The following is a 24,112-nucleotide window of genomic DNA, read 5'->3' on the forward strand; positions in this document are numbered from 1 at the left end:
GTTAGGGTCCACGGCATGTCCCTGACGGCCCGAGGTCTCACCCGCTCGTTCGGACGCCACACAGCGGTCGCCCACGCCGACGTCACGCTGACCCCTGGCAAGGTGACCGGGCTGGTCGGACCCAACGGCGCCGGCAAGACGACGCTGCTGCTCATGCTCGCCGGCCTCCTGGCTCCCGACTCCGGGACCCTCGAGCTCGACGGGTCGCCGGTCGAGACGGTCGCACTTCGGCGTGCCGTGGGGTGGATGCCGGATGTGTTCGGCACCTGGGACAGCCTGACCGCGTCGGAGATCCTGTCGACGTTCGGACGATTGCACGGATTGTCGTCGCGGGATGCCCGTGCGCGCGCCGCAGAGCTCCTGCAGCAGGTGCACCTCGACGACCGCGCCGACCGACCTGCCCACGAATTGTCCCGCGGTCAGAAGCAGAGGCTCGGCTTCGCACGCGCACTGGTGCACAGTCCACGACTACTCCTGCTCGACGAGCCGGCATCCGGCATGGATCCGCGCTCGCGAGTCGAACTACGTGACGAGATCCGACGCCTCGCCGACGGGGGATGCGCCGTGCTGGTCTCGTCCCACATCCTCACCGAGTTGTCGGAAATGGTCGACGACGTGATCGTCATGACCGACGGCCGCACGCGGGACTCCGCGCCGTCGGTCGAACGGTCATGGCGTGTGCGGGAAGCCGGTCGTCCCGCGTCCTCGGCGACGATCCTGCACTTCCCAGACGAGCAGGCCGCTGCGCAGCACCTCCGCACCCTGGTGGAGTCGGGCGCGCAGGTCGCCGAGTTCGCTCGGGTGGACTCGCAGCTCGAGGACACCTACCTCGCACTCGACGCGGACAGGACCTGACATGGCGGCACGGATGAGTAGCTGGTGGTCGGTGGTCGGCGTGCTGATCGGCCTCGAACTGCGGCAGCGACTGCGCACCACCCGGTGGCGCATCACCCTGGCCGTCACGTTCACGGTCATCTCGCTGGCCGTGTTCGGGTCTATGTACCTGGCTCTGTCTGTGGACGAGGCCGATGCGAACTACGACGGCTGGGCGCGCAATCTGTACGCGGTCGTGCTCGGAGTCGAGCTGTTCCTCGGCGTGGTACTCGCCCCCACCCTCACGGCGACCTCGATCAACGGTGACCGCAAGGACGCGACGCTCGCCGTGGTGCAGGCGACACCGATCAGCCACCGGCAGTTGGCCGTCGGCAAACTTCTCGGGTCGTGGGTGTCCTGCCTCGCGCTCGTCGCCGTGGCGTCGCCATACCTGGTGTGGGGGATCGTCGCCGCTCCGTACGGCGTCGGCATATCAGTGCTGGGCGTGATCGTTCTCTGCCTGATCTTCCTGTGCTACTGCGGGATCGGGCTGGGGTACTCCGCGCTGACCGCTCGGCCGGCAGGTTCGGCCGTCCTGACGCAGGCCACGGTGTTCTTCCTCGTCCTGGGCCTCCCGGCACTGTTCGGCCTGCTCTATACGACGACTGCCGAGGATCACGTCGTGGTCGAAGCCGAGTACATGTACGCCGACGACGCCACGTACGACTCCTTCCCGGAGTGTCGCGACGTGACCGCCGTCCGCAGCTACAACCACACCGAGCGGATCTGGTGGTTGCTGGCACCGAACCCGTTCCTCATGCTCCCGGATGTAGTGGCGGCGCACGACAACCCGAGCGTCCGAGTCTGGCCGACGGACCAGCGTCCACCCGACCCCAGTGTGGCGAGGCCAGTCGCGGAACTGTTGTCGACGGCGAGAACCGGGCCTTATATCGCGGAGCCGACCTGCGCGGAGTCCGTGTCTACCTACAGCTCGGACGGATCGATCACCGGCTTCTACCAGAAGCAGGCCGCCTTCGAGTCTGCGGACGTGGGGCGGAGTTGGTACCTCGGGCTGGCCGTCAACGTCATCCTGGGGGCTTTCGGACTCACCGTCGCCGCTCGCAGACTCCGCGTTCCTGCCCGCACCCTGCCGAGGGGCGTGCGGATCGCCTGAGGCGCTCAGCTCAGCCGTCCACCCCCGTCGACGTGGAGGGTGGTTCCGGTGACGAAGCCGTTGGTGAGCGCGAGAAGTACTGCGGCCGAGACGTCGTCGGGTCGACCCACTCGCCGAGCGGGGTTCTTGGCCGCGGTGGCATCGAACATGGCCTGCTTGTCGTCGCCCATCCCGTCCCAGGCGCCCGAGTCGACGATGCCGGGCGAGACGGCGTTCACGCGCAGCGGCGCGAGCTCCACGGCGAGGGCCTCCACGAGGAATGCGGCAGCACCGTTGGTCGTGGCCATGACGGCGAGGCCCGGTGCCGGCTTCCATGCGGCGACACCGGAGAAGAAGACGAACGAGCCGCCCTCACGCAGCACGGGCGCGAAGTGTTTGGCCAGCAGGATCGGGCCGATCACCTTGGCGGCGAAGGCGCCCTCGACGTCGGCGCGATCGAGACCCGTGATCGGGCCGTTGGCGTGGTTCGCCGCGAGCGACACGACGTGATCGAGAGGTCCGAGCGTCGTGGCGGCGCCGGCGATGGAGGACTCGTCGTCGAGGTCGAGGTGCACCGCCGAGGCTCCCGGGCCTAGTTCGGCGACCGTGTCGGCGAGCGTTTCGGGCCGCCGTCCCCCGAGCACGACCTCGGCGCCGGCCGCGAGGGCGTCCTCGGCGATGCGACGCGCGATGCCCGACGAGCCGCCGACGAGCAGGATCCGGGTGTTCTGCAAGGTGCTCATGTCGTGTGTCCCTTCCGCAGCCCCGTCTCTCGCGGCCACGGAAGGTTCAGCGCACCGGGCCCGCAGCATCATCCCGTCGCGCTATCGATTGTTCCGCGCCTTGCCATCAACGAAAGCTATGGCAGGAGCCAGGCGGCATAATCGACCAGCATGACGTTCGACGAGGTGGCCGACGAGCTGTACGGGCTGGACCCGTCCGATTTCGTCGCCGCGCGCACCGACCGGCAGAAGCAGGCGCGTTCCGATGGCGACAAGGCCCTGGCCAAGCAGATCGGTGCGCTGCGCAAACCGACGATCGTCGGGTGGGTGCTCAATGTGACGGTGCGCGACGCAGACGACGATGTCGCAGATCTGCTCGACCTCGGTGAAGCGTTACGGGAAGCGCAGCAACATCTTTCGGGCGCCACCCTCCGCACGCTGACGAAGCAGCGGCAACGGGCCGTGCGTGCGCTGGCGAACCGGGCCGCGGAGATCGCGGAGGATCGCGGTCACCCGATCGGCGAGGACGTCGTGCGCGAGGTGACCCAGAGCTTGAATGCGGCACTGTCCGATGCGGACATCGCCGACGAGGTGCGGCGCGGCCGGATGTTGGGTGCGGCCGAGTACAGCGGCTTCGGCCCTATGGGGCTCGTGTCCGTCGATCCCGAACCAGCCGAAGACCCCGAACCCGCCAAAGAACCCGAACCCGACGACACCGCCGAACGGGAGAAGGACGAGCAGCGAGCCCGCGCACAGGCCGAACTCGACGACGCCGAGGCGGCGCTGCAGGACGCAACCGACGCGCTGGACAAGGCCGACCATCGCGTCGACGAGCTGCAGGAGTCGGTCGACGCCCTCACCGAGCAACTCGAGAAGGCACGTCAAGAACTGAAGGCGGCGCAGGACGCGCATTCCGAGGCGGCGTCGGAGAAGGACGCCACGACCGCAAGGGTTCGGAACGCGACGAAGCGCCTCGATCGACTGTGATCGAGGCGCTTCGGCGGTGACGGGTCAGGCGCAGTTGCCCGCTGTGGGGACGTCGCGGAACCGTGCGTCGAGCCAGTTGGTGCCGGCGCCGAGTCCGATGAAGTCGGGCAGGACGTGGCCGAGCGCGAGCCCGGGGAGGAAGAACGGCAGCTGCTGAGTGTTCAGCTGGACGTTCGAGCCCTTTCCACACCAGGTGGCGGCGAGGTCGACGGCCTGGCCGTGCGGAACGATGTCGTCGCCCGTGCCGGTGTCGATGTAGACCGGCGTGGTGGGCGTGCGGTTACCGATCTTGTTCTCGGCGAGAACTGTCTGCGCCTCGGGGATCCGCTTCAGGTAGTCCGACAGTGACTCGCCGGTGGTGATCCACTCGTTGGTGCGGTGGAAGCCCACGGTGAGTGCGCTTTCCACGACGCACTGATTCTCGAGTGCCGCCAGCGCAGCCTTGCCGGCCGGGTTGGTCGACGCGTCGATGATCGGGCCCAACTCGGGGTTGGACCGGCGCAGACCGTTCAGGGTGTAACCGATGACACCGGTGAGGATGGTGCCGTCGACCTGTGCCAGCGTCGCTGCCAGATCGGCGACGGGCGCGCCGGCGTAGGTGCCCTTGATGTCCAGCTCCGGGGCGTACTCGGGAGCGAGCTCGACGGCTGCTGCCACGGCGCCGCCGCCCTGGGAGTAACCCCAGAGGCCCACCGGGGAATCGGGGCCGACCTTGGTGTTGCCCAGCTGCTGCGCGGCGCGGGCCGCGTCGAGCACCGCGTGCGCTTCTGCGGCGCGATTGACGTAGGTGTGCGCGCCCGGCGTGCCCAGTCCGTCGTAGTCGGTGATGACGACGCCGTAGCCGCGGGCCAGCAACGCGTAGGTGGAGAGCAGCTCGTACTCGACCATGAGTCCGAGCACGGGGGTGTAGGTGAGGACGTTGTTCAGCTGATGCGACGGCGCGCACTGGTCGCCCTGACCGTGCGTGCCGGGGGCGATGACGACCACGGGCCGGGGTCCCGGGCCCGTCCACTCGGCGAACGGATCGATGTAGGTGCCGGTCACCGCGACCGGGGCATCGTTCGCGTCCTGCGAGCGGTACATCAACCGCGTTGCACTGCCGGGGATCCCGCCTTGCGGCAGGGGCAGCGACAACGCCAGGTTGGACGGCCCGGTACGGATGAGGTCACCGTCGTTACCGGCCGGGAGGGGGCTGGGCGGGGTGTAGAAGCCGGAGGCGGGGCCCGGAGGCTCCGCCATGGCGGTGGGCGTGCCGGCTCCGAGGAGTCCGACACACAGGGCGAGGCCGAGGCCCGCGATACGTGACTTACGCACTGACGTTGCATCCCATCGAGAACGGGGTCGACGGCAATGAGAGCGCCCACCCGGCGGAACAGATAGATGTGACCGTAAGTGATGCGCACCACTGAACGAAACTGCGTCCGGGGTCGTCACAGCATTCTGGACCGCATCCATCCGACACACCCGGACCCTTGTGGTCGAGCACGATCGGCAACGGACCAATCGGACGCACTAGCCTTGGCGTATGAGTGATCCGGAAGATGCGGGCGTACCGACTCCACCCAAGCCGCCCAGGCCGTCCGTACGGGTCACCCCGTTGCGCGACCCCGTTCCCGACGAGCGCCCCCGTGCCGTCGACCTCGCGGTGGCGCTGTGGTCCCTGTGCCTCGTCGCCCTCGTCGCGACGGCCGCCCTCCTCGCGCTCGACTACCGCGGCCTCCGCGACCGCCTGACCGACGTGCTCACGGCCGAGACACCCGGAACGTCGGCCGAGGACATCGACTCCACCGTCATGATCACGCTGATCGCGGGAGCCGCGGTCGCGGTCGTCGTGCTGCTGGTCGGACTGTCGGGGATCCTGCAGATCCGTGGACGACGCCCGTCGGGGCGCTCCACTCTGACCGTCACCGGCGTCGTCACCGCAGCGGGAGCCGTCGCGTTCTGGATCGCCGTGTCCGACGCCCTGGTCCAGCCGACCACCTGGGCACCGTTCGTCGTGGCGGGACTGGCTGTGCTGGCTACCGCGCCGCTGTACGCGCCGGCCGTCGGAAAATGGTTGTCCGCCGCACCGGCGCGCCGCTGAGCGTCACATCCTGTCGAGCTCCGCGAGAATCCCCTCGGCGCTGCGCGCGGCGATCTCGCATGCGCGCACCGTGAACCTGTCCAGCAACGGATGAGCGGCACGTGAGCGCCAGGTGCGGACCGCGTCGAAGGCCGTCTTGCGTTGCAGTTCGACGGAGTCGTCCGGATCGAGGCCGAGGCGCGTGGCCGTGTCGATGCCACCGGAGCCGATCAACCGACCCAGCTCCGCCTTCTCCTGCTCGGGCAGCCGGACCTCGCGGGCACGCAGTTGACCCAGCAGCCGCAGTTCGCGGAATCCGTGCACGTCGGACAGGGTGTAGCCGACCTCGTCGATGATCGCCCGCGATCCCGAGGCCGGCGACGCCCGCAGCACACGCTCGAGCGCCACCAGTGCCGAGTGCGCCTTGAGCTGATCGGCGCGTTCCCCGAACTGCACATCGATGATGTGCCGGAGTTCGTCGAGTCCGCTGCGCTCCACCAGTTCCCGCGCCAGCGAGGGCGAGTCGCGGGTTCCCATCCGGATCAGCGTGACGGCCATCCGGATGCCGAACAGACCGAAGCGGTCGACCAGACCGGCGCGCGTCTCGGCGTCGACCGGAAGGGGCATGTCCGGGCGGGCGAACCTGTCCGCGGACAGCATCGCGAGCTGCAGATCGTCCGGTGGTGCGTCCGCGAGGGCGACGAGAGCGGCGAACTCGCTCTGCCGCAACGTCCGTGCCCCCAGCGCGAGCAGTCCCGCGACCGGCACGACGGCCTGGCAGAGCCCCGTCTTCTCCAGCTCCACCGCGAAGCGCGAGGCCACTTCCTTGGCCGACATCATCGCGTCCATCCGGCCGGCACCGACCTCGTCGGCACGGGAGACGACACCGACGACGCCGAGAGGACCGGAGTCGCCACCGACCGCGTCGTTGATGCGCGTGAGGAACGAGGTATCCGACGAACTCAACGTGCGCAGGAGGTACACGACGGCATCCGCACCGGACGCGGCGTCGTCGGGAGTCAGCATCGCCAGCGTCCGCTCGGAGACGTCGCGCGACAGCGACGACGTACCCGGCGTGTCGATGATGGTGTTGCGCGCCAACGTTCGCGCCGGCCACTCCACGTCGAGCCGGTCGACGCGGTCCGCTGTCAGGTCGCCGAAATCGAACGACAACCGTCCTCCGCGGCGCAACACGGGAATGCTCATGGAGTGCTCACCGTCGTACCGGGCGGTCACCGACGGTGAATTCCCCCGCCGATACCACGTGACGACGCGGGTGCACTCGGTCGCGTCGGTGGGTGCGATGTCCTGGCCCACCAGAGCGTTGAGCAACGTCGACTTTCCCGCCTTCAGGGATCCGGCTAGAGCGACGCGCAGTGGCTCGTCCAGCCGATCGGCGCAGACGCGCAACGCATCCCGGACATCCGGCGAGTGCGCGTACTCCGCCTGGGCGGCGACGACGAGTTCGCGGGCGCGATCGAGAGTGACACTCACGACGCCGGTCCGATCTCGGCCGTCTTGTCCTGCGCTGCCGCCTCCACCGCTTCGGGATCGAGCCGCTGGGCCACCGACCGCAGGGAGGCGATCTTCTTCAACGTCTGCTCCAATTCCGCTGTGCGCGTGCTGCGTTCGGAAGTCGCGACGCTCGCCGACTCCTGGGCGGCGCGCAACGAATCGCTCACCGAGCGCATCGTCTGGTCCGCCATCTCGGTGAAGTGGTCACGCAGAAGTCGCTGCACCTGCCGCAACCGGTCCTTCGATTCCTTGCCCACCTGGAAGCTGACGTCGTCGGTGAACTTGCGGATGGCCACCTTGGCGTCGGCACGCCGTTTCAGGACGCGGGACTCCTTGTCGTCCTTGTATGCCTTGCTGCCCAACAGGACTCCGGCACCGAGGGAGATCGGGTTGAGCAGGGCCAGGCCCATCATCGTGGTGATGAGGCCGAACATCAGCACACCGCCGTAGGAGCCGCGCATGCCGACCAGCACCTTGGACGTGATGCCCATGCGGCCTGATTCGAGGTCGCCCAGCGACGTCACCGGGTCCATGACACCGTCGATGTCGGAGATGTTCACGGCGGGCAGATGGGCGTCGGCGGTCTCGGCGAAGTGTCGGGCCACCGTCTCGGCCAACCACAGTGACCGCTCGTGCGCCCACACGAAGTTGTCCCCGACAGCCGAGGCGATCTGGTCCTCGAGCCACTCACCGATCTGCGGCCAGTCCTTGCCGGGGTCTCCCCCGTCGACGGCCTCCTCGGCCTCGCGGGTGATGACGCGCAGGCGATCACGCAGATCGTGGTCGATGTCGGACGCGAGGTCGGTGATGCCGTCGTTCAGCGTCTGCTGCCACTTGCTGCTGCGCTTCTGCATCTCCTCGGCGCTCGCCCGCGCGCGCTGCAGACCCGCGACGGCCGCAGCGGCGGCCTCCGGGTCGCGCAACGCGGCCAGTTCACTACCGAGCGAGAGGGCCAGATGCTCGGAGACGGAGCGGACGTCGAGCGCGACCGCCTTGCGCGTCAACACATCCGCACGCTGGACGACGCCGCGCAGGAAGTCGTACAACGCCGGGAACCCGGCTTCCTTGTCCAGCGACTCGTCCTTCAACCGCAGAGCGTGCGAGCGGAGCATCGACGAGATCGGCATCAGCGGAACGTCGACACCTTCGCGGGCGAGGTGTCCCCGGTCGGCGTCGACGATGCGTCGCCAATGCGGGTAGAGGTCGGTCTTGGTGATCAGGCACGCGACCGCGGGGCACAGGCTCACCACCTGGCGCAGGAAGGCGACCTCGGGTTCGGTGAATTCCTGACTCGAATCGGACAGGACCAGAACGGCGTCAGCCGACGTGACCAGTCCGAGAGTGCTGTTGGCGTGGGGATTGCCGTGTCCGCCGACGCCGGGTGTGTCGATGACGACGAGCCCGTCCTTCAGCAGCGGACTCGGAACCGAGATCTCGAGGCGGAGGATCTCGCGTCCCTCGGCGCGGGGATCGGCGGGCGTGACGGCGTGGATGTCGGCCATCGGCACCTCGATCCGGACGGGGTCCGAGCCGATCTCGGCGATCACCAGTTCGGCGCGCTCGGTCTCCGCGTAGGCGACCATCGTGGGGACGGCCGTCGTCTCGTCGTCGCCGACGGAGCAGACGTCGAGCCCCAGCAGCGAATTCACGAATTGGCTCTTGCCCTGTTTCAGCGGTCCGACGACGACGATGCGCAGACGGGGATCGAGCACACGCTCACGGGCCGCGGACAGTCGATCCACCAGGTCCCGACGCCCCGACGTGCTCGCGATCTCGCCCATGCGCGAGAGCAGTTCCGCCAGTTGTCCTGCCTGTGTCGCGAGCGAGGGCGACGGTGCGGCCTGTGACGCAGGCTGAGCGGTGTTCTGCATGTGGTCCCGATCTGTGTGCGGTAGCAGCGGTCGAGCGAATGACGCGAACAGTAGTGAGAGATCACCAACACGGTAAGCGCCGACGACCCCGTACGCATAAGCGCGTACGGGGTCGTCGGTGTTACATCACACCGCTGCGTCGAGGCAGCGGGGCGTGTCGATCAGTTGTCCTGGCCGAAGTCCAGCACGTTGTCGACGGCGGAGTCGGCCTCGGGGGCCTCGTCCGCGCCACCCAGTCCGCCACCGAGCGTGTCGGTCAGACCGCCGGTGAGTCCGTCGGTCACACCGGACACCGTGCCGGTGAGGCCGTCGGAGACGTCGCCCGCGGCGGCCGGGCCGTCGAACGCACTCTCGGCGTCGACGTCCTGCCACGAGGTGGCCTCGCCGGCGATGTCTCCGCCGAGTCCACCGTCCGTCGTGACAGCTCCCAGTGCGTCTCCGGTGACGTCGGCGACGGCACCGAGGCCGAGGCCGTCGGACGCTCCGGCGACACCGCCCAGAACGGCGTCGGTCGAGTTCTGGAACTGGCCGACCGCGTCGGCGGTGGCGTCGACGCCGCCCTCGAGTGCGCCGGTGAACTCGGAGGTGTTGTCCAGTCCGCCGGTGAACTCACCGTCGGGCGAGATCTCGAAGCCACCGAAGACTCCGCCGGTGCCCTCTGCCATGCCGGTCAGGCCGCCGGAGAGCTCGGATCCGAGCTGAGCGCCGCCCTGTGCGACGTTCGACAGGCCCAGTCCCAGCCCGGTGGCCAGGCCACCGCCCAAGTTGGCGACAGCACCCGCGACGGCGTCGGGGTCGGTGACCGCTCCGCCGACTCCGGTGAGCGTGCCGTCGAGGCCACCGGCCACGGCACCGGCCGCACCGAGTCCGCCGGTGAGGGTGGTCAGGGCGCTGAGTCCACCCTCGAGGCCGGTGTTCGCGTCCAGCAGTCCGCTGATCGGCAGGCCGTCGGCGGACAGTTCCCCGCCGGCCGCCAGTGCGGTGTCGAAGGCCGCGTCGAGCATCGTGGTCAAGTCACCCGTGGCGCCGAGTGCGGTGCCCAGTCCGGCCACCGGATCAGCTCCGCCGGTCACGTCGAGCAGTGCACCGAGTGCGGTACCCAGCTCGGCTCCCGCGGTGCCGCCGACTCCGAATGCGGCACCCAGCGTGGCGGGCAGGTCGCCCAGTGCTGCGGTGTCGAGGCCGCCGGTCAGGCCCAGCGCCGTGTTCAGCGCGGTGCCGAATCCGCCGACCAGGTCGGTGTCGAGGTCGAGGACTCCTCCGACGTTCAGGGCATCACCCAGGGCGGCGGAGACGATGCCGCCCAGGTCGCCGGCCAGCAGACCGTCCGCGTCGAGATCGGCGAGGACGGTTCCGCCCAGGACGGTTCCGAGAGCGCCACCCAGGCCTGCTGCGGCTGCGCCACCCAGTCCGAGTGCCGCCGCCAGGCCGGTGCCGAGGTCGAGGTCCGTGTCGGGCAGGCCGACGCCGGTGACGAGTCCGAGGCCGGTCGACAGGGCGCCACCGAGCAGGCCCGCGAGGTCGGCGTCCAGATCCAGATCGGGTGCTGCGCCGAGCACCGCGGCGAGTGCAGCGTCGACGTCGAGCCCGCCGGCCAGCAATGCGCCCAGCTGAGCCTGCAGGTCGGCCGTCAACGAACCACCCAGAGCGGCACCGAGGGTGGCACCGATGGTCGCAGCGACGTCGCCACCTGCGGCAAGTGCGCCGCCGAGAGCTGCGCCGACGGTGCCGGCGATGTCAGCGGAGAGGAGTCCGTCGAGGTCGAGCGCGCCGCCCAGGCCGAGCGCCGTGTTGAGCGCTCCGGCCAGAGTTGCCGCACCCTCGCCGGTGATGCCGAGTGCGCCGGCGATGGCGGCACCGAGATCGGCGCCCGCCGTCAGATCGGTGACTCCGGAGAGGACACCGCCGAGGGCGAGACCCAGGTTGCCGGCAGCCTCGCCGCCGAGTCCCAGGGCCACACCGAGTGCGGTGGACAGCTGAGCTGCGATGTCGCCGCCCAGCAGAGCCTGCAGATCGCCGGTGAGCAGTCCGCCGGCGCCGAGCACCGCGCCGAGTGAACCGGCGAGCCCGCCCACGAGGTCGAGATCGAGCAGACCACCGAGGTCCGCCACACCGCCCAGGTCGACGAGGCCACCGAGTCCGAGGGCGCCGCCGAGGACGGTCGTCAGAGCGGCGTCGAGGTCGATTCCGCCGCCGAGCAATCCGGCCAGCTGTGCACCGAGATCACCCGAGAGGACGGTTCCGAAGACGCCGCCCAGGGCAGCGCCGACGTTGGCGGCCAGCGGGCCACCGGCCGAGAGTGCGGCGCTGAGCGCTGCACCGAGAGTGGCGGCGACATCGGCGTCGGCACCGAGGATCGCGGTCAGGTCGAGGCCTCCGGCTGCTCCGAGCAGTGCGTCGAGAGCACCGGACAGAGTCGCTGCCGCGCCGCCGCTGACACCGAGTGCTGCGGCGAGGACGGCACCGAGGTCGGCGCCCGCGGACAGGTCGGTGACGGCTCCGACGAGCCCACCGAGGGCAAGTCCGAGGTTGCCGCCCAGCTCTCCGCCGAGTCCCAGGGCCCCGGCGAGCGCGGTGGACAGCACGGCCGTCAGGTCGCCGCCGAGGAGAGCGGTGAGGTCGACGTCCGCGAGACCGCCGACGCCCAGAGCGGCAGCAAGGGTGGTTCCGAGCGTGCCGACCAGGCCGGCGGCGACGTCGGCACCGATGCCGAACACGCCGTCGAGATCGAGTGCACCGCCCAGGACTGCCGTCAGTGCGGCGCCGAGGTCTGCGCCTCCTGCCAGCAGGCCGGTCAGCTGTGCACCGAGATCGGCGCCCAGCACCGCGGCCAGGGTGGTTCCGAGTGTGGCGCCGAGTCCGGCGGCGAGCTCTCCGCCGAGTCCGAGTGCCGCGGACAGTGCGGCCGTGACGTCCGCGCCGCCTGCGACACCGAGCACGGCGTCCAGGGCAGCAGCAAGCTGAGCGGTGATTCCGCCGGTCAGGTCACCGTCGAGGCCGAGTGCGGCCGTGAGGGCTGCGGCCAGGTCGGCGCCGAGGACACCGTTCAGGTCGAGACCGCCGGTGATGGTGCCGAGGACGCCGCCGAGGGCGAGACCGAGGTTCGCGGCCACGTCGCCGCCGGCTGCGAGGGCGGTGGCGAGCGCCGCGGACAGCTGTGCGGCGAGGCCGCCGGTCAGCAGACCCGCGAGGTCGGCGTCGAGGAGTCCGCCGGCGCCGAGGACGGCGGCGAGCGAAGTTCCTAGCGTGGCGACGAGGTCGGCTCCGAGGCCGACGACTCCGTCGAGTCCGAGGACGCCGGTCAGGTCGAGTGCACCGCCGAGGATGGTGGTCAGGCCGGCACCGAGGTCCAGGCCACCGGCGAGCAGGCCGACGAGCTGTGCGCCGAGGTCGGCCGACAGGACGCCGCCCAGCACTGCACCGAGGGTGGCGCCGAGGTTGGCGGCGACTGCTCCGCCGGCGGCGAGTGCGCCGGACAGTGCGGCGCCGAGGGTGGCGGCCAGGTTCGCGCCACCGAGGATGTCGAGGTCGCCGAGCAGATCCAGATCGCCCGCCAGTCCGAGGACGCCCTGGAGTGCAGCGCCGAGCTGTGCGGTCAGGCCGGCGGCGAGTCCGCCCGTGAGACCGGCGCCGACACCGAGTGCACCGGTGAGCGCAGCGGCGAGAGTGGCTCCGAGGCCGGCGACGGCGTCGATGTCCAGGCCGCCCGCGACGTCGACGAGTCCGGCGAGCACGCCGCCGAGGGCGAGGCCGAGGTCACCGGCGAGGTCGCCGCCTGCTGCGATCGCTCCGGACAGTGCCGCGGCGAGCTGGGCGCCGAGGCCTGCGCCCAGGAGTGCGGTCAGATCAGCGCCGAGCAGGCCGCCCGCGCCGAGGAGTGCTTCGAGTGATCCACCGAGGGTGGCGAGGACGCCGGCGCCGAGGCCCAGCGCGCCGTCCACATCCAGCAGAGCGGCGACGTCGAGCAGGCCGCCGAGGCCGAGTGCGCCGTCGAAGATGGTGGCCAGAGCGGCGCCGAGGTCGATCTCACCTGCGAGCAGACCGATGAGCTGTGCGCCGAGATCGGCGCCCAGCACTCCGCCGAGCACAGCGCCGAAGGCTGCGCCGAGGGTGCCCGCGACGGTGCCGCCGGCGACGAGAACGCCGCTGAGGGCGGCGGACAGGGTTGCTCCGAGAGCCGCGGCGATGTCCGCGTTGCTCGCGAGCAGCGCGGCGAGATCGAGGTCACCGGCCAGTGCGAGAACTCCGTCGAGTGCAGCGCCGAGCTGCGCGCCGAGTCCGGCACCGAGGCCGAGGGCTCCGGCGAGAGTGGCACCGAGGGTTCCTCCGACGCCGAGGAGGGCGTCGAGATCGAGGGCGCCGGTCGCGCCGGTGACAGCTCCGAGGAGCAGTCCGAGGGATGCACCGAACTCACCGGCGATGTCGCCGCCGGCTGCGAGAGCGGCACCGAGAGCTGCGGAGAGTTCGCCGGTCAACGTGCCCGCCAGAGCGGCGACGACGCTGGTGTCCAGCAGAGCGGTGAGAGTCGCACCGAGGCCGCCGGCCACGTCGACGACGGCTCCGAGAGCGCCGCTGAGTGCTGCCGTGACGTCGGCGGTCGCGCCGAGTGCGCCGGTCAGAACCGTGCTGATAGAGCCTGCGACACCGAGTCCTGCGGTGAGGGCTGCGGCGAGGTCGGCACCGATGGAACCACCCGTGGTGATGGCGGCACCGAGAACGCCGCCCAGTGTCGCTCCGACGTTGGCGCCGAGAACGCCGCCGACAGCGAGTGCGGTGGAGAGGACGCCGGACAGTCCGACGACGGCGTCGAGATCGAGGCCGCCGGCGACACCGAGCACGGCGTCGAGCGCTGCGGCGAGCTGTGCACCGACACCGGCGCTCAGGCCCAGCGCCGCGGTGAGGGCACCGGCGATGGTGGCACCGAGCTCGACGATGGCGTCGAGGTCGAGGACGCCGCCGAGTGCGAGGACTGCGTCGAGTGCCGCACCCAGTGCCGCGCCGAACTCTGCTGCGAGGTCGCCGCCGATCGACAGGCCGTTGGCCAGGACGAGCGCGAGGACGGTGGTGAACTGGCCTGCGATGTCGAGATCGCCCAGGTCGATGAGGCTCAGGTCGAGTCCGCCGAGCAGATCGATGTCGCCGATGCCGCCGAGGTCGAGAGAAGCGAGGTTCAGACCGCTGAGATCGAGCGAGGCCAGGTTCAGGCCGCTCAGGTCCAGATCACCGAGGTTCAGGTTGCCGATGTTGCCGATGCTCCCGATGGCCAGTCCGCCACCGATCAGGGTCGGGCTGAAGTTGAAACCACCGACGTTGAACCCACCGAAGTTGTTGCCACCGAAGTTGTTGTTGCTGAAATTGCCGTTGTTGTTGTTGTTCCCGACGTTGTTGACGCCGCCGAACGTGACGTTGTTGCCGCCGAAGGTCGCGTTGTTCCCGCCGAACACGGTGCTGTTGTTCACGCCGCCCACGGTGACGGTGCTGTAGTTGTTGCCGGCGTTCACGATGGAGGCCAGGCGCGATCCACCCGCGAACAGTCCGGACTCGGCGACCATCGGTGCGACGGCGACGATGTCGGAGTGGCACACGTCCGGCAGGCCGGCAGCGTTCAGGGATGCCTGCGGGTTGGCGCAGTAGGCAGCGGCGGCTTTGTCGTCGCGGAGAAGGCTGAGGATGAAGTCGAGAACGGCGTTGGTGGCCATCGTGAATCTCCTGTGTGTTCGGGGTTAGCTGGTGAGCCGGCGATCAAGCCGACGGGTGCGGCTCGTTGTCACCAAAACTAGGGCGATCCGTGACTTCTCCCAACGGGGCACAGCCCCCTTCCTCCACCCCGGGGTTCGCACCCGGACATTTCGGGGGAACTAGGGGGCATAGGGGATCGTCCCGCTCTAGAGTTGTGAGGAGTAACGAATCGGCCCCTCGCGACGACGTCATGCGTGGACGGCACTCTCGCACCCGGGAGAACGCGGTCCGACACACCGGCAAAAGCAGTGGAAACGGAGTCGGCGTCATGGCTGCAGGTCTGGGAATCGAAGTCGGGTCGAGTAGTTCGACCGCCGTGGTCGTCGACGGGCCGGGACGGCTGGACGACGCGATCACCGTCGTGCGATCGACCGCACTGTCCGTCGCGCCCGACCGTGCACCCGCGCTCGCCGCGCCGGGAACGGTCGACAGTTCGTTCCTCACCGGATACGCCGGACGCGTCGGCGATCCGGTTGCGTTGGTGACCGACGACGGCCGCAGTTACACCGGCGACGAGCTGTACGCGACGACGCTCGAATGCCTCGTCGACGAGGCCCGCGCTGCCGGTGCGGCCGAGAACTCCGCCATTGTCGTCACCTATCCGACGGCATGGCCCGAGTACACGGTCGACCGTCTCCGCAACGCCGCCGCGCGCCACGGACTGACCGACGTCACCTTCGTTCCCGACGCCCTCGCAGCCACGGCCTGGATGCAGCAGACCTCCGACGCCGTCGACGACGGCATCGTCCTGGTCGCCGACCTGGGCGGCAGCGCCCTCACCGTGTCGGTCGTCCGCACCGGCGCCGAGTCGGCGATCCTCGGACGCGGCGCACGCACCGAGGACGTCAGCGGCGCCCACATCGACCAGATCGTGCTGGCGCACGTCCTCGACAACATCGACTCCTCGTCGATGGACCCCTTCGAACCCGCCACGGTCGACGCACTCACCGCGTTGCGGGCGCAGTGCGCGATCGCCAAAGAAGCGTTGTCCTCCGACACCGAGACCGTGGTCCCGGTTCACCTGCCCGGCATCGATACCGACGTCCGGTTGGTCCGCTCCGAGATCGAGGAACTGCTGCGCGAGACGTTCGACGACGTCACCCGCGTCGTCGGTGATGCCCTACGCACCGCGGGTGTCGACCCGGAGTCGGTGGACCGTGTCCTCCTCGTCGGCGGCGGTGCCGCCATCCCGATGCTGACCGAGACCGTCTCCTCCGCACTGCGCAAGCCCGTCACCGTCGGGGCCAACCCGGCGGCGACGTCCGCGTCCGGCGCGGCTCTGCTCGCCGCCGAGGTCGCCTCGACATCCGCCGAACTGGACCGGGTGGGAGCGGGCGCCGCTGTCGTCGGCGCCGCAGCACTGGACGACGACGATGACACCGAACTCATCCCGCCGGTCACCGAGCGCCCCGCGTCGGCACGGACCAGCACGCCGGCGCCGGTGTCCCGCACGTCGTCGCACGCCAAGCCGGGCCCGTCCCGAGGCAAACGCATGGCCGTCATCGGCGGTGTCGCCGCGGCGATCGCTCTTCTCGCGGCGGGCGGTCTCGCCGCCGGCACCGGACTGGTCGGGGGCACGTCCGAGGACACCACCCCGGCCGGGACCAGCGCCGTGCAGCCCGCTGCCTCCGACGGCTCGGTAGCCCCGACGACCACCACGGTCGCCGGCGTCGATCCGGTCACCGGTCGCCCGCTCACCACCGGTGCGGCCGGAGCCTCCACGACCGGGGCTGCCGCCGTTCCCGGTGCGGCGTCCCCCACGGCCGGAGCTCCCGCACCCGGAGCAGCCACGGTCCCCGGCGCCGCTCCCAATGCGAACGTTCCGAGTGCTCAGGTGCCGAGCGTGCAGGCGCCGTCCGTGCCCGCCTACACGCCCCCCGCATACACGCCCCCGGCCTACACGCCGCCGCCTCTCCCCGCGAATCCGCTGCCGGGCGTCGTCGGAGGAGTCACCGACGGCCTCGGTAACGTCGTCGGCGGCCTCGGGAACACGGCCGGCGGCGTCGTCGGCGGCGTCGGGAACGGACTCGGCGGGGCTCTCGGCGGACTCACCGGCCAGTGACCTCGCTCGACGAGCGGACTGCTCTGGAGACACTGCTGTCCTCGCGTGATCACACCGCCCTGGCGGTGCTGACTCTCGCGTCGGTGGGGCTGTCACCGGATCCGTACCTCGTCGCGGATGTCGCCTCCACCCCGCTTCCCGACGCGTCCGCCGCGGTCGAACGAGCATGGGGCTGCGGCATTTTGAGCGAGACCGGCGTCCTGTCGGACTCCTCTCGTGAGGCCTTGCGTGCCGTGATGGGCGAGCACGGCATGTTCGGTGTGCTGCGTCGATTGATTCGCGTCCAAGTCGAGCAGGGCGGCCCGACGGCGGAGCTGGCGGTGGCCGTCGCCGCGGCCGGTATCCGCGATCCACTGCTGGCGGAGCATCTGGTCTCGGCTGCGTCGACGGCGGATCATGCCGCGGCGCGCGCACTCTGGGATGCAGCCGTCTCGGCCGGCGCACAGGGCGACGCCGTGGCCGTCGCATCGGCCGAGGCGTGCGTCGCCGACGGAGACCTCGATGCCGCCGCGCTCGCCGTGGATTCGGTGTTGAGTTCGGAGACGGCGTCGGTGCGCGATCTGCGCGCCGCGGTGAGGATCGCGGCGACCGTCGCGATGATGCGCGGCACCGCCTCTCACGCCGCGGACCTCTACCGGTGGCTCGGCCCCGAACGCGTCGGGCCGGACGCGTCCCACGCCGTCACCTCGCTTCTCGCCGTCGGTGACGTGTCCTGCGCCGTCGCCCTGTCGGCCGGCACGAGGCCCACCGCGGTGAGTTCTGCCCCGCCGACCACCGCAAATGCCCGGTCGGGTCTCGTCGCCCGCGGACTGTTGGATTCGGTGCGCGACTCGTCCACCGCCGCCATGGGGTCGTTGCTCCGGGCGTCGTCGATGTCGGACACGGCCATGGGCTCACGCGCCGAACCGGAGCACCCGTCGGCGATCGCTGCACTGCTCGCATTGCACACGGGCGATCCGGGCACCGCGAGAGCTGTTCTGTCCGAGATGATCTCCGCGTGCGGGGAGTCGGCACGCAGCCGACTATTGATGGCGTGGACGGCCCTGGCGTCGGGCGATACCGCCACGGACCACACCAGCGATCTGGATCCGGCCGACCTGTTCCAGCGAGATGCCCTGTCCTACTACGCTCTTCGTGTCGCGACGGCACGCCGCCGCGGCGACACGGGCGCGCTGATGACGGCATGGCAGGACGCGCGACGCACCGTCGCCGAAGCGGAACCCGACCTGTTCTCGTTGATTCCGCTCGGCGAACTGTGGCTTGCTGCAGTGCGTCTGGGGGACACCGATCGCATCTCCCATTCCGTCGCGTCGGCCACCGCACTCGTCGCATCGCTGGGGGAGCCGCCGACGTGGGCGGCGACCTGGCACTGGTACGGCATCCAGGCCGCCATCCTCGGCGGCACTCCGGCCGACCTGCTCCCCCACGCCCGCTCCCTCGGGTCGTTCTCCGACCGCAGTCCCTACGCCGCGGCGCTGGCGGCGGCGGGCAAGGCGTGGCTCCGCGTCCTGCAGGGCGAGCCGGACATGACCGAAGTCGAATCGTGTGCGCGGACCATCGCCAAGTTCGGCCATTCCTGGGATGCCGCACGCCTGGCCAGCGATGCCGCCCTCCGCGTCGCGGACACCAAGGACGCGACCTCGCTGCTCCAGATCGCCCGTGACATGGGCAGCACGGCGGCCGCGTCCGAGCCTGCCGATCAAGGCGTCACCGTGGCGGGCGCGCTGACCGACCGCGAGGCGGAGGTCGCGCATCACCTCGTTCTGGGACTGACGTACCGGGAGATCGGCGCGCAGATGTACATTTCGGCCAAGACGGTCGAACACCACGTCGCGCGCATCCGGCGGCGCCTGGGTGCGCAGTCACGTTCACAGATGTTGTCGATGCTCCGTGCAGCCGGATACGCGGAGAGCAAGGAACGCCAGGACCGATCATGAGTACCGAGAACCGGCCGCAGTCGGACCGATCCGTCGGTCTGCACGTGACCGATCTGCATTCCACCGCTGTCGTCGTCGCGACCGGCTCGGGAGAACTGGTGCGGGTTCCGGTCGTCCACGACACCGTCCTGTACCTGCGCCCCGACGGCACGTCGACGCTGCGTCGGCCGGACACCATGAGCACCGATATCGACGTCGTCGACAGGTTCGTCACCCATGTCGGCGATCCGGCCGGCGTCGTCTCGGCCCGCGGCGTACCGATGCGTGCCGAAGATCTGATGGCCACGGCGATGTTCCTGCTGCTCACGGAAGTGTCCGACGCCGGTGAGGACGTCACCGGCATCACCGCCGGCGCCACCCACCCGCGCGACTGGTCCTCGGACCGTATCGACGCGCTGCGGGAATCTCTCGACTTCCTCGGATTGCAGCAGGTGTCGCTGCACCCCGAGTCGACCAGCGCATCCGCGACGCTCGGACATGCCGACTCCCGCCTCGCCTCCGCCGTCGTGGCCGCACGTGCTGCGACAGGGGTGCCGGCCGCACCGACGGACTCCGGTGCGCCCGCCCGGAAGGATCGACGGCTGGTCTTTGCGATCGCCGGCATGGGCATCCTCGCTGCGATCCTCGTGCTGGCAGCGGGCGTGACCTATCTGATGTCGGGTCGCACGACCACGACGGCGGTGCCCGTCGTGGAAAACGCGACCACGACGCAGACCACCACGACGACGCGGGCGGCCCCGTCGTCGAGCATCGGATTCCCGACGGTGGTGCCGGGTGCACCGGCGCCCGCCGTACCCACCCGCGCCCCCGCCGTGGTGCCGCGGACGACCGCCGCGGCGCCTCCTCCCCCTGCGCCGCCGGCCCCCGCACCTGCCCCTGCGCCCGAACCGGCACCGGTCACCACCGAGCCCACAGTGACCGAGGAACTTCCCACCACGACCCCTGACGCGACGCCCTCCGCGACGGCGTCGAGCGCCAGCTCCTCTCCCCTGCCTCCTCCCGCGTAGACGACGGTTCGTCGGCGACCAAGCGTCACGGACGGTACGGTTGGGCTACCGGGGCGCTCGTGATCGAGTCGCTGCACCATGCCCGGTGGAGGTCGAGAGGGGGCGGAACCGTGACCGAACGAGCGCGCGGCACCGACTCGTCGCCGACCATCCACCTCGCCATGGCTGTCGGGGACTCCGCCACGGCAGTCGCTGTCGACATCGACGGTGGGGTCGAACTCTTCGAGTGCCCGACCTCCGTGATCCTGACCGACGACGGCCGCGTCGAACTCGCGCAGGCACCTGCGGGTATCCGCGGGTTCGTGTCGCAGATCGGCAATCCGTACGGAATCAGGCTTCACGACGGTCGCGTGGTCCGGGCAGAGGATCTCGTCGCCGGCTTCGCCCACACGCTGATGCGCACGATGTCCGAGTTGTACTCGCTGCCGGCCGACGCGCGGTGCACCGTCGCCTACCCGAGTGTCCTGTCCGCCGAGGCAGTCGAGGCACTGCGGGACGCACTCGACTACGTCGGACTGTCACAGTGCGTGCTGTCCGCGGCGACCGACGACGATGTCGCCGTAGCTGCGCGCGCCCTGTCGCCCGACGCGTCCGCGGCATCGACGTCGCGCACGTCGGACAAGGCTTTCGCCGCGATGGTGGCCGATTCCGCATCCACCCGTCGCCGACGCGTCCGTGCGGGGACGCCGACCCGAGCGGGCATCGCCATTGCCGCCGTCGCACTCGTCGTCCTCGCCGTGGGAGGCGCTGTCGGCAGCGTCGACAGGCAGTCGAACACCGTCGAGCCGCTCAACTCCCAGCAGGCCATCACCCCCGCAGCACCCGTCGTGACGTCGACGCTCGAACCGACCACCACGGATGCTCCCGCGCCGGTACAGGACGCGCCGCCGGTGGAGCCGGAACCGGTGTACGTCGACACGCCCGACCCCGTCGAACGGCCCGTCGCACCTCCCGTCGTGGAGACCACCGTTCCCGATCAGGGCTTGTTCTCCGATCGCTTCCCGTTCGGCGCTCCCGACATCGACTTCCCCGACTTCCCGACGCTGCCGCAGGTCACCGTTCCGACAGCGCCGACCGCCACCACCACGGCGCCCGGCACCACCGCCGATACGAGCACCACCACCTCGGTCGTCGTCCCGTCGGTAGCGGCGCCCCGAGTGATTCCGTTCCTCCCTGTGAGCGGTCCCTGACCTGACGCCGGGAGCTTCCACTCCGGCGGTCCGTCGGTCGTGATGGCCTATGCTCGGTCGCTGGCGCGGCCACGGCCGGCGCCCCTTTTCCAGACGTTCATAACGACCATCGACTGCGCGCAGGACCATGCGCGTCGTCGCCCGGAAGGATTTTCTTGCGTATCTCGGCGGTCATCGGAGCCACGGGCATGATTCACCCCACGTCGGGCAGGATTCGGGTGGCGGCCGTGCTGGGCGCCACGCTGATGGGTCTCGTAGCGGGCACGGCCACCGCCGGCGCAGCGCCCGTACAGGCTCAGCTTCCTGCGGACGCGTTGCCCACCGAGCTTGTCGACGCGGTGCAGCGGGACCTCGGGATGTCACCGCAGGAATACCTCGACCGCGCGTCCGATGCGCAGCGGCTCCGCTCGTACGCCGACGACTTCCGCAAGCAGCGCCCCGACGACTTCGCCGGCGCGTGGATGGGTGACGACGGCGTTCCGGTCGTCGCTGTCACGACCACCGAGGCAGCCAGTCAGGTGGCGCGGGACGGCTACCGCAGCCGCCAGTCCCCCGTGTCGGCGGACAACCTCGAACGCTCGCTCGACGAGTTCGGTCGGTGGGTGTCGGCTCTCCCTCGGGAGGTCTCGTCCCAGGTCAACTCCGCAGCCGTCGACGTTCTCGGTGGCCGCATCGTCGTCGACATCGCGAACAGTCCGATCGGCCGCGCGTTGAACTTGCCGACGGCCATCGCGAACCTCCAGGTCGTGCTGTCACCTCCCGCACTGGCCCCCACCCCGCCGCCCGCCGTCACCGGTGGCGACGACTACGTCACCGCAGCCGGTGACATCACGACGGCGCCGCTCGAGAACATCGAGATCTGCTCGTTCGGCTTCAGCGCCACCGACGGCTCGGGAAACCCCGTCAATCTCTCTGCCGGACATTGCGATCCGGGCAGCTCGGCCTCGGTCTACCTGCCCGATCGCGGCGACATCCGAGCGAGCACCCCGGTAGGGAAGTTCGCGCAGTCCAGCGTGGGCGCAGGCGACGGCCTCGACTACTCGGTGATCGCACTGGACGACGCCGGCGTGGCCGCAGGACTGAGCGAGCCCACCGTCCGCGGCGCCAACGGCACCGCCCTGACGATCACCGGAACGGCCTCACCCGTCGTCGGTGCACCCGTCTGCAAGTCCGGCCAGGCAAGCTCCTTCACCTGCGGGTTGGTCGCTGCCGACCGCGTCGAAACGCAGTTGTTCCTGGGTGACGGCGAAAGCCGGACCATCCGCGGATTCGCCAGCACTGCATGCACACTCGCGGGCGACAGCGGCGGCGCGATCGTCACCGGCACGCTCGCCCTGGGCATCACCAGCGGCTCCAACAGCGGCGGCGCACCCAGCTGCGGCGAGGCCAACCTGGCACTCGCTCAGTACGGCGGAACTGCCAGCCTGGGCATTCCGATCGACGCTGTCGCAGCGGCCACGGGAACTACCGTCCGAACGTCGTGACGAAGCACAACGTTCGGTCTCGTTGATGCGGTAATGTCACCGACCGAGGCGAGGCGCCTCCGCGCAGAGTCCGTGCGCGTCGGACCCACAGGAGGCCAGCCGTGGACCTGCTTCAACTCGCTCTCACCGTCTTCGGATACATCGTCAAGATCGCTCTGAACGCGAACGCACTCAGCTGACATCTCAGCAGCGGCCCCATCGTCACCGACGGTGGGGCCGTTGCTGTGTCACCGTGAAGGCCACGGCCGCATCACGTTTCGGATTCTGTCGCAGAAAGCACTCCAGTCACAGTGGTACCGTGGTAGTACGCAGTCGCTCCGTCAATGTCGACGTGACGCACCGACTGTCGTTCCGACCCACGTCCCGAGAAGGTGTTCTGCTGTGCTGCGCTGCGTTCGATACCCCCACATCGTCGGCTTCGCGCCGATGGGGGTATCACTGTGACCGATTTCGCCGATTCCTCTGTCCCCTACGACAACCGGGCCGGTGCGGCCGTCTACACCCCGGCCGACACCACGACCGCCCGCATCCTCGACGCCCGCCTCGCCGATGCGTCCGTCCTGCTGGGCGCGCTGTCGGTGGTGACGTTCTGGAGCTTCGGTGTCGGCATCCTTCTGGGTCTCGGCGCCGTCGTTGCCGGCGGGCTGGCCACGCGTGTTCCCGACGCCGACCGGTCCGACACCATCATCGGAATCCTCACCGGTGCAGTGGGAATCGCGGTGGGCGCACTCTTCCTCGCCGCGACCTGAGAAGAGTCCGAACACGACGAAGGCCGCCACCCAGCAGGGTGGCGGCCTTCGGTGTCTGGAGAGATTACTCGGCGAACTTGGAGGTTCCCGGAGCAGCGTTGTACGTGTTGAGCAGATCGATTCCGGCGACGATCAGCGTCGGTCCACCGGCGACGATGGTGCCGATGACTCCACCGACTCCCGCTCCGGGGACGATGCCGATCGCGGGAACGATGATTCCACCGACGACAGCGCCGACGATGGTGCCCGTCAGTCCGCCGATGGCGGTGGCGACACCGAGCTGCGAGGCGAAGGACTGCTCGGCCGCGGTGTTCTCGGCGGGCGATGCAGCGTTCTGCTCGAGCGCGGCAGGCGTGAGGCCCATCGGTGCTGCGAGGTTCGGGATGAGGGTGACGGTGCGGCCCTCGTCGGTGTACTCGACACCGTAGGGGAACTCGATGCCGTTGAGGTTGAACGACAGAGGCAGGCTGACGACCTGGTTGCCCTCGTTGTCCTCGAGCACGACGGACTTGCCGTCATCAGATGCGCGGAACAGGCCGGCGTCGACAGTGGTGACGACCTTGCCGCCTTCGACGCGCGATGCCCAGTTCACCTCGCTGTTCTGCTCGGTGGTGGGCACAGCGGGAGTGGTGGTGGTCGGCTGCGCGTACGCAGTGCCGGTCCAGACGCCCAAGGAGGCGATCGCGATCGCAGAGGTAGCGACGAGTCGACGCAGATTCATCTAGTTGTTCCGTTCGTTCAGGTTCAAGGCTTCGGACCCCGACCGGTGAACTGTAGCCGTTGAGGGCGACAGAACCGAATCATGGGTTCGTTTCCGGTAC

General features: G+C 69.9%; 16 protein-coding genes. 10 read left to right on the forward strand and 6 right to left on the reverse strand.

Annotation, left to right across the window (positions count from 1 at the left end; translation table 11 throughout):
- Positions 1–15 precede the first annotated feature (15 nt).
- Positions 16–855, forward strand: coding sequence for an ABC transporter ATP-binding protein (locus ASG64_RS06685; RefSeq protein ID WP_056071310.1), 840 nt, complete (start codon positions 16–18; stop codon positions 853–855).
- A gap of 1 nt (position 856) precedes the next feature.
- The gene (locus ASG64_RS06690; protein WP_056071314.1) at positions 857–1,987 is read left to right on the forward strand and encodes an ABC transporter permease; all 1,131 of its coding nucleotides are present in this window, start codon (positions 857–859) and stop codon (positions 1,985–1,987) included.
- 5 nt (positions 1,988–1,992) lie between these two features.
- Here the strand turns inward: ASG64_RS06690 and ASG64_RS06695 are convergent, their stop codons facing one another.
- Positions 1,993–2,709, reverse strand: coding sequence for an SDR family oxidoreductase (locus ASG64_RS06695; RefSeq protein WP_056071318.1), 717 nt, complete (start codon positions 2,707–2,709; stop codon positions 1,993–1,995).
- A 150-nt stretch (positions 2,710–2,859) separates the two neighbouring features.
- Between ASG64_RS06695 and ASG64_RS06700 the strand changes: the two genes are divergently transcribed.
- Positions 2,860–3,675, forward strand: coding sequence for a hypothetical protein (locus ASG64_RS06700; protein ID WP_056071319.1), 816 nt, complete (start codon positions 2,860–2,862; stop codon positions 3,673–3,675).
- Between the two features lie 24 nt (positions 3,676–3,699).
- On the opposite strand, the gene ASG64_RS06705 is transcribed toward ASG64_RS06700, so the two are convergent.
- Positions 3,700–4,914, reverse strand: coding sequence for a lipase family protein (locus tag ASG64_RS06705; protein WP_082043030.1), 1,215 nt, complete (start codon positions 4,912–4,914; stop codon positions 3,700–3,702).
- A 286-nt stretch (positions 4,915–5,200) separates the two neighbouring features.
- Between ASG64_RS06705 and ASG64_RS06710 the strand changes: the two genes are divergently transcribed.
- Entirely contained in the window at positions 5,201–5,758 is a 558-nt protein-coding gene (locus ASG64_RS06710) for a hypothetical protein (protein WP_156388270.1), read from the forward strand.
- Between the two features lie 3 nt (positions 5,759–5,761).
- Here ASG64_RS06710 and ASG64_RS06715 read toward each other — a convergent pair whose 3' ends face one another.
- From ASG64_RS06715 to ASG64_RS21495, 3 genes are all read right to left on the reverse strand, one after another.
- Entirely contained in the window at positions 5,762–7,231 is a 1,470-nt protein-coding gene (locus ASG64_RS06715) for a dynamin family protein (RefSeq protein ID WP_042574297.1), read from the reverse strand.
- Positions 7,228–9,123: a dynamin family protein gene (locus tag ASG64_RS06720; protein WP_042574296.1), complete on the reverse strand. Its 1,896-nt coding sequence runs from the start codon at positions 9,121–9,123 to the stop codon at positions 7,228–7,230. The genes ASG64_RS06715 and ASG64_RS06720 overlap by 4 nt, the downstream gene beginning before the upstream one ends.
- A gap of 161 nt (positions 9,124–9,284) precedes the next feature.
- Entirely contained in the window at positions 9,285–14,822 is a 5,538-nt protein-coding gene (locus ASG64_RS21495; RefSeq protein WP_056071326.1) for an IniB N-terminal domain-containing protein, read from the reverse strand.
- Positions 14,823–15,130: 308 nt separating this feature from the next.
- Between ASG64_RS21495 and ASG64_RS06730 the strand changes: the two genes are divergently transcribed.
- The 6 genes from ASG64_RS06730 to ASG64_RS06755 all read left to right on the forward strand — a co-directional run bounded on the left by ASG64_RS06730 (position 15,131) and on the right by ASG64_RS06755 (position 23,291).
- Positions 15,131–16,924, forward strand: coding sequence for an Hsp70 family protein (locus ASG64_RS06730; protein ID WP_056071329.1), 1,794 nt, complete (start codon positions 15,131–15,133; stop codon positions 16,922–16,924).
- Positions 16,921–18,861 (forward strand): LuxR C-terminal-related transcriptional regulator, encoded by a 1,941-nt coding sequence (locus ASG64_RS06735; RefSeq protein ID WP_056071332.1) that lies wholly within the window; start codon positions 16,921–16,923, stop codon positions 18,859–18,861. Before ASG64_RS06730 ends, ASG64_RS06735 begins: the two co-directional genes overlap by 4 nt.
- Positions 18,858–19,868, forward strand: a complete 1,011-nt coding sequence (locus ASG64_RS21500) for a hypothetical protein (protein ID WP_056071335.1) — start codon at positions 18,858–18,860, stop codon at positions 19,866–19,868. The genes ASG64_RS06735 and ASG64_RS21500 overlap by 4 nt, the downstream gene beginning before the upstream one ends.
- Before the next feature lie 110 nt (positions 19,869–19,978).
- A complete protein-coding gene (locus ASG64_RS06745) occupies positions 19,979–21,058 on the forward strand; it encodes a hypothetical protein (RefSeq protein ID WP_056071339.1) in 1,080 nt (359 codons plus the stop codon).
- A 188-nt stretch (positions 21,059–21,246) separates the two neighbouring features.
- Complete coding sequence (locus ASG64_RS06750) at positions 21,247–22,542, forward strand: S1 family peptidase (protein ID WP_442971128.1); 1,296 nt, start codon at positions 21,247–21,249, stop codon at positions 22,540–22,542.
- A gap of 440 nt (positions 22,543–22,982) precedes the next feature.
- Positions 22,983–23,291 (forward strand): hypothetical protein, encoded by a 309-nt coding sequence (locus tag ASG64_RS06755; protein WP_056071343.1) that lies wholly within the window; start codon positions 22,983–22,985, stop codon positions 23,289–23,291.
- Between the two features lie 64 nt (positions 23,292–23,355).
- Here ASG64_RS06755 and ASG64_RS06760 read toward each other — a convergent pair whose 3' ends face one another.
- Positions 23,356–24,012 (reverse strand): hypothetical protein, encoded by a 657-nt coding sequence (locus ASG64_RS06760; RefSeq protein WP_056071346.1) that lies wholly within the window; start codon positions 24,010–24,012, stop codon positions 23,356–23,358.
- Between the last annotated feature and the right edge of the window lie 100 nt (positions 24,013–24,112).

This window comes from Rhodococcus sp. Leaf247 (assembly GCF_001426185.1).
Classification (GTDB): Bacteria; Actinomycetota; Actinomycetes; order Mycobacteriales; family Mycobacteriaceae; genus Rhodococcoides.

Coding starts and splice junctions, on each gene's coding strand:
- ASG64_RS06720 (WP_042574296.1), bottom strand. CDS start 9,123: ATGCAGAACACCGCTCAGCCTGCGTCACAGGCCGCACCGTCGCCCTCG.
- ASG64_RS06705 (WP_082043030.1), bottom strand. CDS start 4,914: ATGGCGGAGCCTCCGGGCCCCGCCTCCGGCTTCTACACCCCGCCCAGC.
- ASG64_RS06685 (WP_056071310.1), top strand. CDS start 16: ATGTCCCTGACGGCCCGAGGTCTCACCCGCTCGTTCGGACGCCACACA.
- ASG64_RS06750 (WP_442971128.1), top strand. CDS start 21,247: ATGATTCACCCCACGTCGGGCAGGATTCGGGTGGCGGCCGTGCTGGGC.
- ASG64_RS06760 (WP_056071346.1), bottom strand. CDS start 24,012: ATGAATCTGCGTCGACTCGTCGCTACCTCTGCGATCGCGATCGCCTCC.
- ASG64_RS06700 (WP_056071319.1), top strand. CDS start 2,860: ATGACGTTCGACGAGGTGGCCGACGAGCTGTACGGGCTGGACCCGTCC.
- ASG64_RS21495 (WP_056071326.1), bottom strand. CDS start 14,822: ATGGCCACCAACGCCGTTCTCGACTTCATCCTCAGCCTTCTCCGCGAC.
- ASG64_RS06690 (WP_056071314.1), top strand. CDS start 857: ATGGCGGCACGGATGAGTAGCTGGTGGTCGGTGGTCGGCGTGCTGATC.
- ASG64_RS06710 (WP_156388270.1), top strand. CDS start 5,201: ATGAGTGATCCGGAAGATGCGGGCGTACCGACTCCACCCAAGCCGCCC.
- ASG64_RS06695 (WP_056071318.1), bottom strand. CDS start 2,709: ATGAGCACCTTGCAGAACACCCGGATCCTGCTCGTCGGCGGCTCGTCG.
- ASG64_RS21500 (WP_056071335.1), top strand. CDS start 18,858: ATGAGTACCGAGAACCGGCCGCAGTCGGACCGATCCGTCGGTCTGCAC.
- ASG64_RS06730 (WP_056071329.1), top strand. CDS start 15,131: ATGGCTGCAGGTCTGGGAATCGAAGTCGGGTCGAGTAGTTCGACCGCC.